Below are 15,746 nucleotides of genomic sequence, written 5' to 3'. Positions count from 1 at the left end.
CCTCACTCGCGTCGGTGGAAGTCGATCTCGCCGTCGGGTCTGACGCGGTGGTGGTACGCCGGGTCGTGGACGCGGCGGTGGTGGTGGCCGCACAGCAGCCGACCGTTCTCGACCGACGTGGCGCCGCCGTCGGACCAGGCGACGTCGTGGTGGGCGTGACACAACGCCGGCGGCCGGTCACACCCCACAGCGGTGCACCCACCGTCCCGCTGGGCGAGCGCCAGGCGCTGGGCCTTGCTGTGGAGCCGACGTGACCGGCCGAGGTCGAGCGGGACCGACGCACCGCCGAGCACGGCGGGGATCAGTCGATGGGCGCACGCCAGCCGTCGGGCCTCGCCGGCGGAGATGCGGGTGCCGGTGTCGAGGGTTGCGACGCCGCCGGTGGCCAGGTCGGCGAGCAGCTGGTCGAGCCGCATCGTGACCACCACCGTGATGTCACCGCCCCCGACCGTCGGCAGGGCCTCGGCCGGGAGCGCTTCGAGGAGCTGCGTGAACGCGACACCGTGACGGACCGGGGTAGGCAGGTCCGGGTCGATGACCACATCGTCCGACCGCGTGGGCGAGGCGAGCCCGAGGATCGCCTTGGACAGGATCGCGCCGTGCAACGCCGGGACCGTGAACCGGCCGCGACACAGGCCGTCGGAGGTCTGGGCCATCGTCAGCGACGTCTTGCGGGCTGCGGCTGCTTCCTGGGCCTCGAGCAGTCGTCCTTCGTAGGCCTCGGCCAGGTCGGGGGCGATGACCTCGAACAACCGGGCTCCCAGGAGCTCGAGCTCCTTGGCGTCGTGGTGCCGTGCAAGGGCGACGAGGTGCTGCTCGGCTGCGGTCCGCTGCTCGTCTTCGACGGCGAACTCACCGCGGGTGGGGAGCCGGTCGACGGACCGGACGATCACCCGGGCCTGGTCGGCGTTCACGACCCCGGTGGCCATCGCGGTCGCGGTGGCGGGGTGGTGCTCCAGGACCTGGGCCAGGCGGAGGTCGGAGCGCGCGTGGATCCGGCGCTGACGGGTGTGGTGGGCCACCCATTCGGCCGCCNNNNCTCGGCGAGGACCTGCAGCCGCAGCGCGTCGAGCTGCGCGGTGGCGGTGGCGAGGTCGGTCAGCACCTGCCGCTGCTCCGCGGCGTCCATCGCCCACACGGGTCGAGCAGCCGGGGTCGTGAGCTGGTCGAGTCGGGTGCGGAGGCGGGTCGTGAACTCCGCCAGCGGGTGCCCGCCGGCGGGGGTCTGGACCTGTTCTTCCATGCCTTCATCCAAGCATCGAGCACCGACAGAAACCGGCTCTGACCTGGGGTTTCGTCCGGGATGCGGACGCCCTCGGCGGGCTTTTTCCGGGCGACTGGTGGACCCGGGGCGGCGGGTCTCGTGACGGTCGCGGAGCGACCTCCTCGACCAGCCGGCCGGCCTTGCAGAGCGACCTTCTCGACCACCCGGACCGGCTTTGCAGAGCGACCTTCTCGACCACCCGGACCGGCCTTGCAGAGCGACCTCCTCGACCAGCCGGCTCGGTGCGGGTGGCCGGGTCTCGGCGGGCTCGACCGACGAGGGGTCAGACCGAGTCGAGACCGATGTCGAGGGACGGGGCGGAGTGGGTGAGGGCGCCCACGGCGACATAGTCGACGCCCGTCTCCGCCACCTCCCGGGCACTGGCGAGGGTGAGGCCGCCGCTGGCCTCGAGCACCACCCCCTCCGCCGTACGACGCACCAGCGCGACCGCTCGCGCCAGCAACGCAGGAGTGAAGTTGTCGAGCAGGACCTGCTCCGCCCCGTGGGCCAGCGCCTCCTCCAGCTGTGCGAGCGAGTCGACCTCGACCTGGACGACGATCGAGCCGCGCGGATGGGTGGCGTACGCCGCGTCGAGGGCCGCTCCGACCCCGCCGGCCGCGACGACGTGGTTGTCCTTGATGAGGATCGCGTCGTGCAGGCCGGTGCGGTGGTTGGTGCCGCCGCCGCAGCGGACGGCGTACTTCTCCAGCGCCCGCAGCAGCGGCATCGTCTTGCGGGTGTCGCGGACCCGCGCGCCGGTGCCCTCGACCGCGTCGACCCACGCCCGGGTCGCGGTGGCGACGCCGGAGAGGTGGCCGAGCAGGTTGAGCGCGGTGCGCTCGAGCGCCAGCACGTCGTGGGCCGGGGCGGACAGCGTCGCCAGCCGGGTGCCGGGCGCGACCCGGGCGCCGTCGTTGAGCAGCAGTGCGAGCCGAGCGTCGGAGCCGCAGACCTCCTCGACCAGTGCGGCCAGGACCGGCAGCCCGGCCACGACCCCGTCCTGGCGGCTGGTGAAGGCGACGTCGAGCCGGGTGCCCGCGGGCACCACCGCCGCCGAGGTCACGTCGCCGCGCGACCCCAGGTCCTCGGCCAGCGTCGCCCGCAGGAGGGGCAGCAGCTCAGCCGGATCGAGGCCGGCGTCCACGAGCGCGCTCACGCCGCGCTCACCGAGGGCGAAGTCGACGCCTGAGCCGCTGCCGAGGCCGAAGCCGGGGGCGCCAGGACGGACGGCTCCCCGGAGTCGTCCAGCCGCACCCGCACCCGCGGCGTCCGACCGGCCGCGGCCGGCGAGTCGGAGCGGAAGTGGCACCCCAGCGACTCCGGCCGGGCCGCCGCCGCCGCGACCACCGCGGCGCCGACAAGCGCGACCGGGTCCCGGCCCACCAGCGGTCGCAGCACCGACGCGGCCTCCGCGAGCCCGCCGCCGGAGCGCACGATCCCGACGTGGGCGTCCATGACCCCACGCACGGTCTCGGCGACGGAGGGCGAGTCGACCAGCAGGGGGGTCGACCCGTCGGAGGAGTCGGCAGGCGGCAGCTCGAGCACGAGACCCGCCGCCACGCGGGCGCCGTACACCAGCCCCTCCAGCAGGCTGTTCGACGCCAGCCGGTTGCCGCCGTGCACGCCGGTGGCGGCGACCTCGCCGACGGCGTACAGGCCCGGCACGTCGGTCGCGCCCCACCCGTCGGTCGTGACGCCGCCGCACAGGAAGTGCTGGGCGGGCGTCACGGGGAGCAGGTCGGCGGCGAGGTCGAGGCCGTGGGTGGCGCAGGACGCCGCGACGGTGGGAAAGCGGCGTACGACGTCGGGCACGGCGCGGGCGTCGAGCCACACGTGTCCCGATCCCGTACGACGCGCCGCGCGGTGCACCTCCCGCGCCACCACGTCGCGCGGGGCGAGGTCGCCCAGTCGGTGCCGACCCGCCATCAGCGGCGCCCCGGACAGGTCGAGCAACCGCGCGCCCTCGCCCCGCAGCGCCTCGGTCACCAGCGGCAGCTGGCCGCCCGCAGCCCCGGTGTGCAGCGCGGTCGGGTGGAACTGCACCAGCTCGAGGTCGCTCAGCGTCGCGCCGGCGAGCAGGGCGAGCGCCAGCCCCTCCCCGCGTACGCCGGCAGGGTTGGTCGTCGCGCCGTACACGTGACCCAGCCCGCCGGTCGCCAGCACCACCGCCCGTGCGCGCACCCGGACCAGCCCGTCGGACGACCGGCAGATTAGCCCGGCCACGGCCCCGGAAGCGGACTGCAGCAGCCCGACCACCCGGGCCGAGAGCCGAGGCACCTCCGCGGTGGCGGCCGACAGCGCCCGCGCCACCTCCGCCCCGGTCGCGTCGCCCGACGCGTGCACGACCCGGCGCCGGTGGTGGCCGCCCTCCAGCGACCGCGACAGCCGGCCGTCGGGCTCCCGGTCGAGCCGGGCGCCGGCGGCGACCAGCTCGGCGAGCCGCAGCGGTCCCTCCTCGACGAGCCGGTCGACCGCACGCGGGTCGCACCAGTCGTCCCCGGCCGCCCGGGTGTCGGCGGCGTGGAGCGCGGGGGAGTCGTCGGGGGTCGAGGCCGCCGCGATGCCGCCCTGCGCCCAGCCGGTCGAGCCCTCGCCGTCGCTGACGACCAGCACGTCGCGGGTGCGGGCCAGGCCCAGCGCGGTCGAGAGCCCGGCCACGCCGGCGCCCACGACGACCACGTCGACCTCGAGGTCGCGGGTGCTCACTCCCCGCTCCCGGAGTCGCCGATCGCCACCATCCGCTCGACCGCCCGCCGGGCGCGGGCCGCGATCTCGGCCGGCACCGTCACCTCGTCGCGGCCCTCGCGCAGCGCGCGGAGCAGCAGCTCGGGGGTGGTCATCTTCATGTAGCGGCACGACGCCCGGTCGTTCATCGGCCGGAAGTCCGTCGTCGAGTTGACCTTGCGCAGCTGGTGCAGCATGCCGACCTCGGTGGCGACGAGCGTCGTACCTCCTCTCATCCCACGCGCCGCGTCGACCATGCCGCCGGTCGACAGCACGTGGGTGCGGTCGGCGGGCAGGTCGCCCTGGCCGACCAGCCACAGCGCCGACGTGGCGCAGCCGCACTCGGGGTGCACGAGCAGGGAGGCGTCGGGGTGCTCGGCGACCTGGCGGCGTACGTCGGCCGGCGTGATGCCCGCGTGGACGTGGCACTCACCCAGCCACACGTGGAGGTTGTCGCGGCCGGTCTCGCGACGCACGTGGGCGCCGAGGAACTGGTCGGGCAGGAACAGCACCGGCACATCCGTAGGGATCGACTCGACGACCTGGACGGCGTTGGAGGAGGTGCAGCAGACGTCGGACTCGGCCTTCACCTCGGCGCTGGTGTTGACGTAGGCCACCACCACCGCGCCCGGGTGCTCGGCCTTCCAGGCGCGCAGCGCGTCGGCGTCGATGGTGTCGGCCAGCGAGCAGCCCGCCTCGGCGGTCGGGACGAGCACCGTCTTGTCGGGGCTGAGGATCTTGGCCGTCTCGGCCATGAAGTGGACCCCGCAGAACACGATCGTCGAGGCGTCGGTCGAGGCCGCGATCCGCGACAGCGCGAGGGAGTCGCCGACGTGGTCGGCCACGTCCTGGATCTCGGCCGGCATGTAGTTGTGGGCGAGCACCACGGCGTCGCGCTCGCGGGCCAGGCGGCGTACGTCGTCCTGCCAGGTCGTCTCGACAGCGGTCACGGGAGGGCCTCTCGTCAGGTTTTCGACTGTCAGTCGATAACGTGTCGCCGACGGTAGCATGAGGCGGTGCCGACGGTCCCGTTCCCCAGCTACCCCCACGAGGTGCTGGCCGTGGTGCTGTCGGTGCGGACCGACGAGCAGACCGGTGCGCACGCGCTCTCGGCGCTGCTCTGGCGGCGCGGCGAGGAGCCCGACGCCGGTCGCTGGTCGCTGCCGGGCGGGGGCCTGGGGCCGGACGAGCGGCTGCGCGAGGCGCTGTCGGGCCACCTCGCGGCCAAGGTCGACGTGCGCGAGATCGCGTGGCTCGAGCAGGTCGCCACCCACAGCCGCGTCGACCGCGACCCCCGCGCGCGGGTGCTGGCGACGGGCTACCTCGCCCTCGTCCCGCCCGACGCCCGGCCAGCGCTGCCGGAGGACACGCGGTGGTGGCCCGTCGCGGACCTGCCCGCCACGGCGTTCGACCACCAGTGGTTCATCGACGCGGCCGTCGACCGGCTGCGCGCCAAGCTGAGCTACACCAACGTCGGGTTCGCGCTGGCGCCCGAGGTGTTCACGATCGCGCGGCTGCGCGAGGTGGTCACCGCGGCGCTCGGGTACGACGTCAGCGCGACCAACCTGCACCGCGTGATGACCCGCCGCCGGGTCATCGAGCCGACCGGCGAACGAGCCGTGGCCGGAGCCGTGGGCGGGCGCCCGGCCGCGCTCTACCGGTTCTGCAGCCGCGAGCTCGAGGTCACCGACCCGTTCGCGGTGCTCAAGCCGCCGGCGGGGTGAGGCGGGTCTCGTGACGGTCGCTGCGCGACCTCCTCGACCAGCCGGGGACCGGCGCGGTCAGTCGCAGTAGTCGCAGATCCCGGACGCGGGCACCGCGGTGAAGCAGGTGGGGCACAGCCGCACCGGCTTCTCCTCCGGCTTGGGCGGCGCGACCTTCTTGGGGGCAGCGGCCTTGCGGGGCGTCGAGGCGCGCGTCGTCGAGCTGCCGGGGGTGCGCGCCGCCGCGGGCGTGCGCGGCGCGGCCTTGCGGGCCGGCGTGAAGTGGGCGGTGCGCAGCGCGGTGCCCCCGTCGCCCGGAAGGCCCGCGGCCTCCCAGTGGCGGTAGCAGGCCAGGCGCTCCTCGGCGGCGTGCTCGTCCGGGTCCTCGGGCCGTACGCCGCTCGCCCGCTCGACCGACGCGGCGTACCCGTCCGACACCCCGCCCTGCGCGCTCACGCACAACGCCGACAGCAGCGGCTCGCCCCGCTGCACGCAGCCGTCGGCCACGTCGCCCAGGACGCCGCCGATCCAGGTCGCCACGGGACGCGTGGTCGTGATGCCGGTGGTCGCCTGGATCCGGTCGGAGAGCTGCTTGAAGCGGACCAGCGACCGGTAGCGCCCGGCCGCCTCCTCCAGCACCGGTCGCGCCGCCTCCGCCCAGGCGGTGCGGGCGGCCGCGTGGCCGACCTCCGAGACGTCACGGGGGGCAGGAGCGGGTTCGGCGGTCACGTCGTCCATTGTCGCTCGCGGGTCGTCCACAGATCGTCGGCACCCCCTGGATCCGAGGAGCGGGAGCGAGCACCGTCACCCCATGACCCGACGCTCCCGACGCCCCCGCCCAGCGCGCGACGACAACCACGGCCTCGTGCGCGAGCCCCGTATCGCCGACCTGATGAAACCCGACCACGAGCGCTTCGTGGAGAGCTCGCGCGCCGCCGAGCGGGCCGGCGACGCCGCGACGGCCCTGGAGTTCCACGTCGGCGTCCCGATGTTCACGCGCGGCGCCCACACGGTGATGCTGCGTCAGCTCGCCGGGCTGTCGGCCGACGAGATGACTCCGTGGCTGTGGGCGCGGTGGGCGGCCTACCAGTGCACGCGGGCCGAGGAGACGACGCACGAGCTGGGGCTGGTGGTCCGCTCCGCGGTGCAGGTCGTCCTCGACGTCTTCTACGCCGAGCGGCTCGCCGAGGCCCACGCGACGGGCCGCGACTGGATGCCGGTGGTCGCAGGGGTGCTCGGCGACAGCTGGCTCTTCCACCAGCTGTGCGCCTACGAACTGGAGGGCCTGTCCGGGTTCCTGGAGGTGCTGGCGACCGACGAGCTGCTCGAGCACTCCGACCTGGCGCGGGCCTGGAGCGACGCCACCATGGGCGGCTACCGGCTCGACGCCGCCGACGGCCTGGTGGTCGAGGACCTGGCGTCGGGAGAGGAGCGGCGGCTGCTCGACCTGGGCGCCGGGGTGGCCGCCGGCGTTGGTGACTCGATCGGGTCACCAACCGAGCCGACCCCCCGGTGGGTGATCGGCCGCCTGGTCCCGAGCGGCACCGACCCGGCCTGGATGTTCGACACCCGGCCCGTCGCCGTCGACGAGCAGACGGCCCGGGAGGTCGCCGCCGGCGAGAACGTGGAGTGGCTCGGCGCGGTCCACCGGGCGGTCCGGGCCGGGCGGGTGCGGCCGGAGGACTTCGAGCCCGAGGACCGTGAGCTGGTGACCGACGTGCCGAGCCTGTCCCTGGTGCACCTGGCGACACCGAGGCAAGCGCTCCCGGCGACCCTCGACAAGCTGGCCCGCGGCAGCGACGAGGTCGGGCGGGCGGCGTACAAGATCCTGCGCGGGGTGGCCGAGGGCCGCACCGACCCGCGCATCACGCCGCCGGTCGTGGCCGCGGCGGTGCTCCAGCCGCACGCGTGGGACGAGGCGCAGAGGTCGCTCACGTGCCACCCCGACACCTGGCGGGCCTGGGCGACGCTGGTGCCGGAGCCCGCCCGGAGCCGCCTCCAGCACCTGGCCGAGGTCGACCGGCTTCGCGAGGCCGGGTGAGGCCGAGTTGCGGAAAGACGAGAGCCGCCGACCCGAGTGGGTCAGCGGCTCCGTGTCCTGCGCGCCTGTAGGGATTCGAACCCCAAACCTTCTGATCCGTAGTCAGATGCTCTATCCGTTGAGCTACAGGCGCCCGTCCTGCTCGCGCGAGGACCCCGCAACTCTAACGGAAGCCGGACGACGGCGGTAATCGAGGGGTCGCGGGCGGGCTCGACCGGCGAGGCGTCGCGCAGCGACCACTGCTGGGCACGCACCGCCTACCCGCTCCCACCCGCTGGGGTGAGGGTGGGAAGCAGCCCCCAGCCGAGGAGACGCCGATGACCGCGACCGTCGAGCCCACGAGCGAGCAGACCAGCCTCACGGTGCTGGCGGCCTGTCCCCACGACTGTCCCGACACCTGCGCGATGGTCGTGACGGTCGAGGACGGGGTGGCCACCGAGGTGCGGGGCAACAGGGAGATGCCCTACACCGACGGTGGCCTGTGCGTGAAGGTCGACAACTACCTCGACCGCGTCTACAGCCCCGAGCGGGTGCTCCACCCGATGCGGCGGGTGGGCCCCAAGGGCAGCGGGCAGTTCGAGCGAATCAGCTGGGAGGACGCGATCGCCGAGATCGCCGACCGCTACCGCACGATCATCGCCGAGGACGGGCCCGAGGCGATCATGCCGTGCAACTACCTCGGCACCCAGGGCATCCTGCAGGGCCTCAACGTGGGCGACCCGTTCTTCAACAAGCTCGGTGCGACGGTGGCCGAGCGGACCTACTGCGACTCCGGCGCGTGCACGGCGTACGTCATGACGATGGGGGACACCGCCGGCGTCGACCCGGAGTCGTTCGTGCACTCGCGGTTCATCCTGATCTGGGCCGCCAACATCATGAGCACGAACCTGCACCTGTGGCCCTACGTCGCCGAGGCCCGCAAGCGCGGCGCCAAGGTCGTGGTGGTCGACCCGGTACGCACCCGCACCGCCAACGCCGCCGACCAGCACATCGCGATCCGGCCCGGCACCGACGGCGCGCTGGCGATGGCGCTCATGCACGTGATCATCACCGAGGGCCTGACCGACGAGGCGTACGTCGCCGAGCACACCGTCGGCTTCGAGGAGCTCAGCGAGCGGGTGCAGCAGTACACCCCCGAGTGGGCCTCGGAGGAGACCGGCGTGCCCGTCGAGGTGATCCGCACCCTGGCCCGGGAGTACGCCACCAGCCAGCCGTCGGTGATCCGGATCGGGGTCGCGGTGGAGCGGCACGCCGGCGGCGGCCAGACCGTCCGGGCGCTGGCCTGCCTGCCGGCGCTGGTCGGCGCCTGGCGCAACCCCGGCGGCGGCATCCTGCAGCTGCCGCTGTGGGCGTTCCCGGTCAACTGGCCGGCCTTCATGCACCCCGAGCTGCAGACGCCGGGCACCCGCGTGGTCAACCTGTTCCAGCTCGGCGAGGCGCTGACCGGGGGGCTGGAGCTCGACCCGCCGCTGAAGTCGCTGTTCGTCTACAACTCCAACCCGGTCGTGGTCTGCCCCGACCAGGACCGGATGATCGCCGGGCTGATGCGCGAGGACCTCTTCACCGTGGTCAGCGAGCAGTTCATGACCGACACGGCCGACTACGCCGACATCGTGCTGCCGGCGACGACCCAGCTCGAGCAGACCGACGTCAACTTCTCGTGGGGCCACCTCTACGTCACCTACAACCACCAGGCGATCGAGGCGCTGGGCGAGGCGGTGCCCAACACCGAGCTGTTCCGCCGGCTGGCGGCGGCGATGGGGTTCGAGGAGCCGTGCTTCCGGCGTACGGACGAGGAGATGGTGGCCGAGGCCTTCGACTGGAGCGCACCGGCCATGGCGGGCATCACCATCGAGTCGCTGCAGGAGCGCGGCTGGCAGCGGCTCAACGTGCCGCCGGCCGACGAGTACGCACCCCACGCCGAGGGCGGCTTCCCCACGCCCTCGGGCAAGGTCGAGTTCGTCTCCTCGGTCGCGGCCGGCGGCAACTTCGTGGTGCCGCTGTTCCGGCAGGGCTCCAACGACCACCAGTCGGGCGCACCCGTCGATCCGCTGCCGCACTACATCGGGCCCAACGAGGGACGGGACAGCGAGCTCGCGGCCCGGTTCCCGCTCAACCTGCTCAGCCCCAAGGCGCACGCCTTCATCAACTCCAGCTACGGCAACCTCGCGCGGCACCGCCGGGTGCAGAAGGAGCCGGTGCTGCTCATCAACCCCGAGGACGCGGGGGAGCGCGACATCGAGGACGGCGCGACGGTGCGGGTCTTCAACGACCGCGGCGCCTTCACGGTGCGCGCCAAGGTCGACGCCTCGGTGATGCCGGGCGTCACGGTCAGCTCGCTCGGCCACTGGCGCAAGCACTCGATCGACCTGGCCACGCCCGCGTCGCTCAACCCGACCGCGTTCGCCGACCTCGGCAACGCGCCGACCTTCTCCGACACCCTCGTCGAGGTCGAGACGGTGGCCGACGCCCGCGAGGCCTGAGCGGGAGGAGCGCTCAGGCCCCGCCCGACCGGTAGGCGCTGGGGCTGACGCCGTAGGTCTCCCGGAACGCGCGGCCGAAGACGCCGAGGTCCCAGAAGCCCCAGCGGCGCGCGATCTCGGTCACCGAGCAGTGGGCGCTGCGCGGCGAGACCAGGTCGCGACGGCAGCGCTCGAGGCGGCGGGCGCGGATGGTGCGGGCCACGGTGTGCTGCCGGCCGGCGAAGAGCCGGTGCAGCTGGCGCAGCGAGACCGCGTGGGCACGGGCGATCGACTCGGGCGAGAGGTCGGGGTCGTCGAGGTGGTCGTCGATGAAGTGGTCGATGCGGGCGACCAGCGCCGCGTCCGGAGGGCGTACGTCGGCCGTGACCGTGCTCGTCAGCACGCCGAGCAGGTCGCCGACCTCGTCGGCCAGCGCGGCGGACCGCGAGGCCTCGAGGTCGGGGTGCTCGACGACCAGGTCGCCCAGCATCCGCGAGACGATGCCGCTCAGCCCGGACCCACCGCGCATCGCGGTCGCCGTCACCAGCGCGGACTCCGACTCGGGGATGCCGATGCTCTCGCGCGGCCAGGTGAGCACGTCGAGCTGCCAGGCGCCGGCCCCGCGCCCCGCCTGGAGCGCCCAGGTGAACGGCCGGGTCGTCTCGTAGACCACGAAGTCGCCGGGACCCAGCACCGTCTCCCGGCCGTCCTGCTGCACCACGGCCCGCCCGGCCCGCATCCGGCCCACCTGGAGGTAGGCGCGGCTGTCGGCGCGCACCAGTGGGCTGCTGCGCTCCAGCACCTGCGGCAGCGAGCTGACCTGGGCCAGCATCAGGTGGCCCAGCGCCCAGGAGGACACGTCGCCCCGGAAGCCGCGGGGCACGTCGGAGGCCGGGTCGTGCAGGTCGAGGGAGACGAAGCGCTCGCGCAGCAGGTCGGCCCAGCTGCGCTGGTCCTGCACGCTCTCGCGCTCGGGCTGGCTGCTCATGGCGTCCTCCTGACCCGCACGAGGGTATGGCGGCACGGCCCGTCCCACCAGGAGTCCGGCCCCCTGTGCAGCGTCGATCCGGCACGCTCGGCGCACACCTCGTCGCGCAGCGCGCAACGGCCGGGTCGGCTCCGGGGCGAGGATCGGGCGGTGATCCTGCTCGGACCCCCGACCGCCGACGACGCCCTGGGCACGTCGTCGTCCGCGGGGGCTCCGGCGGAGCTCCCGTCGCGAGGGCCCGCCGGGACGCGCGCGGGTGGGTCCGTCGTTTGTTGGGGGCACCGCGGTTACCGGTGCGTACCCCCCGAGCCAGAGCAGGATTGAGCCACCCGCATTTGTTGGGGGAGAGGCCTATCTCGCTCTGCGGCGTGGCTGGATCGATCCAATACCACCTTGGTCGACGGCGGACTACCGTTTCGCGCTACAGCACGTCGGGTGATGCAACGGAGCGGCACCCAGCCAGTCGTTCAACCGCCCGTCCCTCGGGGCCGGGTGGCCATCGAGAGGGACCAGCATGACCGCCGAAGTGACCACCGAAGTTTCTGCCGCCGCGCCCACGACGCACCAGGGCATCCTCGACTTCGTGGCCGAGGTCGCCGCGATGACGACGCCCGACCGGATCCACTGGTGCACCGGGTCCGACGAGGAGTGGACCGAGCTGACCGACGCGCTCGTCGCGACCGGCACCTTCACCCGCCTCGACCCGGCGAAGAAGCCCAACTCCTTCCACGCCGCCTCCGACCCGACCGACGTGGCGCGCGTCGAGGACCGCACCTACATCTGCTCGGTGGACGAGAAGGACTGCGGGCCCACCAACAACTGGATGGACCCCTCGGAGATGAAGGCCCTGATGCGCAAGCTCTACGCGGGCTGCATGAAGGGCCGGACGATGTACGTCATCCCGTTCGTGATGGGCCACCTCGAGGCGGAGCACCCGATGTTCGGCGTCGAGGTCACCGACTCGGCCTACGTCACCGCCTCGATGCGCGTGATGGCCCGCATGGGCAGCCACGTGCTGGAGAAGATGGAGGAGCTCGACGCCGACTTCGTGCCCGCGCTGCACTCCGTGGGCATGCCGCTCGAGGACGGCCAGGACGACGTCGCCTGGCCCTGCAACGACACCAAGTACATCGTGCAGTTCCCCGAGGAGCGCACGATCTGGTCCTTCGGCTCCGGCTACGGCGGCAACGCCCTGCTCGGCAAGAAGTGCTACGCCCTGCGCATCGCCTCGGCCATCGCCCGTGACGAGGGCTGGATGGCCGAGCACATGCTCATCCTCAAGCTCACCAGCCCGCAGAAGGTCACCAAGTACGTCGCCGCGGCCTTCCCCAGCGCCTGCGGCAAGACCAACCTCGCGATGCTCGAGCCGACCATCCCCGGCTGGAAGGTCGAGGCCATCGGCGACGACATCGCCTGGATGCGCGTCGGCGACGACGGCCGGCTGTGGGCCGTCAACCCGGAGTACGGCTTCTTCGGGGTCGCGCCCGGCACCAACGAGCACACCAACCCCAACGCGATGAAGACCATCAACAAGGGCAACTCGGTGTTCACCAACGTCGCCCTCACCGCGGACGGCGACGTGTGGTGGGAGGGCCTGGAGAACCCGCCGGCCCAGGCGACCTCGTGGAAGGGCGAGCCCTGGACCCCCGAGTCCGAGGAGCTCTCCAGCCACCCGAACAGCCGCTACTGCACCCCGATCAAGCAGTGCGACATGCTCGCCCCCGAGTACGACGACCCGCGCGGCGTCCCGATCGACGCGATCCTCTTCGGCGGCCGTCGCAAGACCACGATCCCGCTGGTGACCGAGGCCCGCGACTGGGCGCACGGCACCTTCATGGGCGCCACCCTCTCGAGCGAGACCACCGCGGCCGCCACCGGCGCGGTCGGCGTGGTGCGCCGCGACCCCATGGCGATGCTGCCGTTCATCGGCTACAACGCCGGTGACTACTTCAGCCACTGGATCAACATGGGCAAGGAGAACGACGCGGCCAAGATGCCGAAGATCTTCTACGTCAACTGGTTCCGTCGCGACGACGAGGGCGGCTTCCTGTGGCCCGGGTTCGGCGAGAACAGCCGCGTGCTGAAGTGGGTCATCGAGCGCATCGACGGCCAGGCCGCCGCGGTCGAGACCCCCATCGGCCACGTGCCGGCCCCCGGCGCGCTCGACGTCGACGGGCTCGACGTCGACGAGGCCGCGCTGCAGCAGGCGCTCGACGTCGACGTCGAGGAGTGGAAGGCCGAGATCCCGCAGATCACCGAGTGGTTCGAGAAGTTCGGCGACGACCTCCCGACGGTGCTGTGGACCGAGCTCGACGGCCTCAAGGCCCGGCTCGGCGTCTGAGTCACGGATCGCTCACGACCGCGAGGACCCGCGCCCGTTCCGGGTGCGGGTCCTTGGTCGTCCCGCGATGATGTGCCCATGACCGACGAGGACGGCGCCCGCCGTCGCGAGCTCCTCGACGGCGAGGCGGGTGAGGTCTTCCGCCAGGTGCTCGGCGAGGGCGTGCTGCCCCTCGACGACCCACGCCTGGGTGCCGGCCACCCGCGGTCGGCCTCGGTCGCCCTGCTGCAGGACCTCGGCCTGCTGCGCCACGACGACGCCGCCGGTGGCTGGGTGGCCGTCGACCCGACCAGCGTGCAGCCGGGCGTGGTGGCGCCGCTGGGGCGCGAGGCGGTCGAGCTGCTGCACGAGTCGGCTGCCTGGGCCGAGAGCTTCGCGTCGCTGGCCCAGTCGTTCCGACGTACGCCGCACCGGTCCGACGCGCTGACCGAGATCCGCGGACTGCCGAGCATCAACCGCTTCCTGGAGTCGGTCGTCGACGACGCCGAGGCCGAGCTGCTGACGGCGCAGCCGGCCGGCCCCCGGCGGGCCCGGGCGCTGGAGAAGGCCCACGACCGCGACATGCGGGCGCTGCGCCGGGGCGTCACGATGCGCACGCTCTACCAGCACACGGCGCGGCGCTCCAACATCACGCGGGAGTACGTCGACGTGATGCGCGCCAACGGCGCCGAGATCCGCACCCTCGACGAGTTCTTCAACCGGTTGATCGTCATCGACCGCCGGATGGCGATGGTGCCGGGCGCGACGTCGGACTCGGCCGTGGTGGTCCACGACCCGCACCTGGTGTCCTACCTGGCCGACATCTTCGAGCGCTCCTGGGAGCGGGGCCGCGACTACGTCGTGACCAGCAGCGTCACCGAGACGCAGATCGCCTCGGAGGTGCGACAGATGACGGTGCGCATGCTGACCGAGGGGCACTCCGACTCGGCCAGCGCCAAGCGGGTGGGGGTCAGCACGCGCACCTATGCGTCGTACGTCGCCGCGCTCAAGCAGGAGTACGGGGTGCAGACCCGCTTCCAGCTCGGCTTGGCGATGGGACGAGAGCAGGATCCGGAGTCGGCCCCCGAGGCGTGNCCCGCCGGCCCCCGAGGGCCGGCGGGACGTGTCAGGGGAGGGTCACTCCCAGGCGGTGTCGGAGAGCTGCGAGGCACCGGCCTGCGGTGCGGCCTGCGCAGGGGCAACGCCCACGGTGACGACACCGAGGGCGAGCACGGCGGCGGCGAGGGGCTTGGCGATCTTGGAGAGGTTCACGAGAATCTTCCTTCGTCTCGGGGGCAGGTGCAGCCTGCCCCGGCGAAGGCCTCACGAACCAGACATCACGGGCGCAGGAGTGTGCATTGCACGATCATGCAGAAGTTCGCGCCCCTGCGAGCGGCGCGGTCCCGCGGCTGCGGCCCGATCGAGGCACCCACCGAAGCAGGACCGCCCCGGACCCGCAAGGGTCCGGGGCGGTGAGCCGGCGGAGGTGGCGGGATTTGAACCCGCGAGAGGGTTCAACCCTCAACCCGCTTAGCAGGCGGGCGCCATAGGCCACTAGGCGACACCTCCCGACAGCAGGGGACAGGCTACCCATGCGCGCGGGCGCGCGGCGAATCGGGCCGGACGACGGGCCGGCGGCGGGCTGCCGGGGGCGCTCAGCGCAGCCGGCGGTAGCCGTGGCTGCGGTCCAGGCAGGCCGAGAACAGCGCGGTCAGCTCCTCGGGGTCGCCCTCGACGACGTCGACCGGGAGGGTCGTCGTACCCCCGTCGCGCAGGCGTACGACGAGGCAGCGCACCCCGTCGAGCGTGGTGGTGCGCAGGTCGAGGACGTCGGTCCAGCGGGCCGAGCGGGTGCGGGCGCTGCGCAGCGCGCGGACGCGGTAGCCGTCGGCGTCGAGCCGCACCACCCAGTGACGAGGGCCGAGCAGGAGCAGCAGCACCACGACGCCGATCGTGGCCAGCGCCACGACCCCGGTGACCACCGCGGCCGGGAGACCGACCACCCCGGCCACGACCAGCAGCACCACGACGGCCAGGCCCGTGGCCAGCAGCCCCGACCCGAGCAGCCGGGCGCGCAGCGCCGGCGCGAGGGCGCGGGTCACGGGGTGGTCGGGGGCGGTGACGGGAGCGGGCTGGTCGGACGACACCCGATGATTGAACCCGGCACCGGTGCCCACGTCGAATCCACCCTTGTCGTGGCCCGCGCCGCGGAGGGACACTCGGCTCCCGGCCCCACCGCCCACG

Annotated in this window: 13 protein-coding genes and 2 tRNA genes; 4 read left to right on the top strand and 11 right to left on the bottom strand. The window is 73.4% G+C overall.

The genetic code is table 11. The features are described 5' to 3' along the window. Positions 1–2: 2 nt before the first annotated feature. From ASG49_RS19615 to nadA, 5 genes are all read right to left on the bottom strand, one after another. Positions 3–1,022 (bottom strand): HNH endonuclease signature motif containing protein, encoded by a 1,020-nt coding sequence (locus ASG49_RS19615; RefSeq protein ID WP_056542782.1) that lies wholly within the window; start codon positions 1,020–1,022, stop codon positions 3–5. Positions 1,023–1,039: 17 nt separating this feature from the next. Continuing rightward, on the bottom strand, positions 1,040–1,243 hold a 204-nt coding region (locus ASG49_RS19365; RefSeq protein WP_235562079.1), incomplete at its 3' end, for a hypothetical protein. A 304-nt stretch (positions 1,244–1,547) separates the two neighbouring features. Further along, positions 1,548–2,420: a carboxylating nicotinate-nucleotide diphosphorylase gene (gene nadC, locus ASG49_RS13695; RefSeq protein WP_056542781.1), complete on the bottom strand. Its 873-nt coding sequence runs from the start codon at positions 2,418–2,420 to the stop codon at positions 1,548–1,550. After that, a complete protein-coding gene (locus ASG49_RS13690) occupies positions 2,417–3,970 on the bottom strand; it encodes an L-aspartate oxidase (protein WP_056542779.1) in 1,554 nt (517 codons plus the stop codon). The genes nadC and ASG49_RS13690 overlap by 4 nt, the downstream gene beginning before the upstream one ends. Beyond that, positions 3,967–4,956: a quinolinate synthase NadA gene (gene nadA / locus ASG49_RS13685; RefSeq protein WP_369814231.1), complete on the bottom strand. Its 990-nt coding sequence runs from the start codon at positions 4,954–4,956 to the stop codon at positions 3,967–3,969. The genes ASG49_RS13690 and nadA overlap by 4 nt, the downstream gene beginning before the upstream one ends. A gap of 48 nt (positions 4,957–5,004) precedes the next feature. On the opposite strand from nadA, the gene ASG49_RS13680 reads away from it, so the two are divergent. Beyond that, positions 5,005–5,712, top strand: coding sequence for an NUDIX domain-containing protein (locus tag ASG49_RS13680; protein ID WP_056542775.1), 708 nt, complete (start codon positions 5,005–5,007; stop codon positions 5,710–5,712). Positions 5,713–5,769: 57 nt separating this feature from the next. On the opposite strand, the gene ASG49_RS13675 is transcribed toward ASG49_RS13680, so the two are convergent. Beyond that, complete coding sequence (locus ASG49_RS13675; RefSeq protein WP_156384340.1) at positions 5,770–6,420, bottom strand: hypothetical protein; 651 nt, start codon at positions 6,418–6,420, stop codon at positions 5,770–5,772. Between the two features lie 82 nt (positions 6,421–6,502). Between ASG49_RS13675 and ASG49_RS13670 the strand changes: the two genes are divergently transcribed. Beyond that, complete coding sequence (locus ASG49_RS13670; protein ID WP_056542771.1) at positions 6,503–7,732, top strand: hypothetical protein; 1,230 nt, start codon at positions 6,503–6,505, stop codon at positions 7,730–7,732. A gap of 60 nt (positions 7,733–7,792) precedes the next feature. On the opposite strand, the gene ASG49_RS13665 is transcribed toward ASG49_RS13670, so the two are convergent. After that, a tRNA-Arg gene (locus ASG49_RS13665) sits at positions 7,793–7,865 on the bottom strand. 184 nt (positions 7,866–8,049) lie between these two features. Here ASG49_RS13665 and ASG49_RS13660 point away from each other — a divergent pair. Then, on the top strand, positions 8,050–10,215 hold the full coding sequence (locus tag ASG49_RS13660; protein WP_056542769.1) for a molybdopterin-dependent oxidoreductase: 2,166 nt from the start codon (positions 8,050–8,052) through the stop codon (positions 10,213–10,215). Positions 10,216–10,228: 13 nt separating this feature from the next. On the opposite strand, the gene ASG49_RS13655 is transcribed toward ASG49_RS13660, so the two are convergent. Further along, complete coding sequence (locus tag ASG49_RS13655) at positions 10,229–11,182, bottom strand: helix-turn-helix domain-containing protein (RefSeq protein WP_056542767.1); 954 nt, start codon at positions 11,180–11,182, stop codon at positions 10,229–10,231. Positions 11,183–11,696: 514 nt separating this feature from the next. Here ASG49_RS13655 and ASG49_RS13650 point away from each other — a divergent pair. Next, positions 11,697–13,523 carry a phosphoenolpyruvate carboxykinase (GTP) gene (locus tag ASG49_RS13650; protein WP_056542765.1) on the top strand — a complete coding sequence of 609 codons (1,827 nt, stop codon included), beginning with the start codon at positions 11,697–11,699 and terminating at the stop codon, positions 13,521–13,523. A gap of 1,116 nt (positions 13,524–14,639) precedes the next feature. On the opposite strand, the gene ASG49_RS19480 is transcribed toward ASG49_RS13650, so the two are convergent. From ASG49_RS19480 to ASG49_RS13635, 3 genes are all read right to left on the bottom strand, one after another. Next, on the bottom strand, positions 14,640–14,774 hold the full coding sequence (locus tag ASG49_RS19480) for a hypothetical protein (RefSeq protein WP_255355135.1): 135 nt from the start codon (positions 14,772–14,774) through the stop codon (positions 14,640–14,642). 209 nt (positions 14,775–14,983) lie between these two features. Continuing rightward, positions 14,984–15,071: transfer RNA gene (locus ASG49_RS13640), tRNA-Ser, on the bottom strand. 86 nt (positions 15,072–15,157) lie between these two features. Further along, the gene (locus ASG49_RS13635; protein ID WP_056542761.1) at positions 15,158–15,649 is read right to left on the bottom strand and encodes a hypothetical protein; all 492 of its coding nucleotides are present in this window, start codon (positions 15,647–15,649) and stop codon (positions 15,158–15,160) included. Between the last annotated feature and the right edge of the window lie 97 nt (positions 15,650–15,746).

This window comes from Marmoricola sp. Leaf446, assembly GCF_001424755.1.
Lineage (GTDB): Bacteria > Actinomycetota > Actinomycetes > Propionibacteriales > Nocardioidaceae > Marmoricola.
This window is presented reverse-complemented; position numbering and strand designations above follow the sequence as displayed.

Bases quoted from the DNA above. Each gene is read 5' to 3' on its own strand.
- ASG49_RS13670 (WP_056542771.1), top strand. From the start codon at position 6,503: ATGACCCGACGCTCCCGACGCCCCCGCCCAGCGCGCGACGACAACCAC.
- ASG49_RS13655 (WP_056542767.1), bottom strand. From the start codon at position 11,182: ATGAGCAGCCAGCCCGAGCGCGAGAGCGTGCAGGACCAGCGCAGCTGG.
- ASG49_RS13650 (WP_056542765.1), top strand. From the start codon at position 11,697: ATGACCGCCGAAGTGACCACCGAAGTTTCTGCCGCCGCGCCCACGACG.
- ASG49_RS13660 (WP_056542769.1), top strand. From the start codon at position 8,050: ATGACCGCGACCGTCGAGCCCACGAGCGAGCAGACCAGCCTCACGGTG.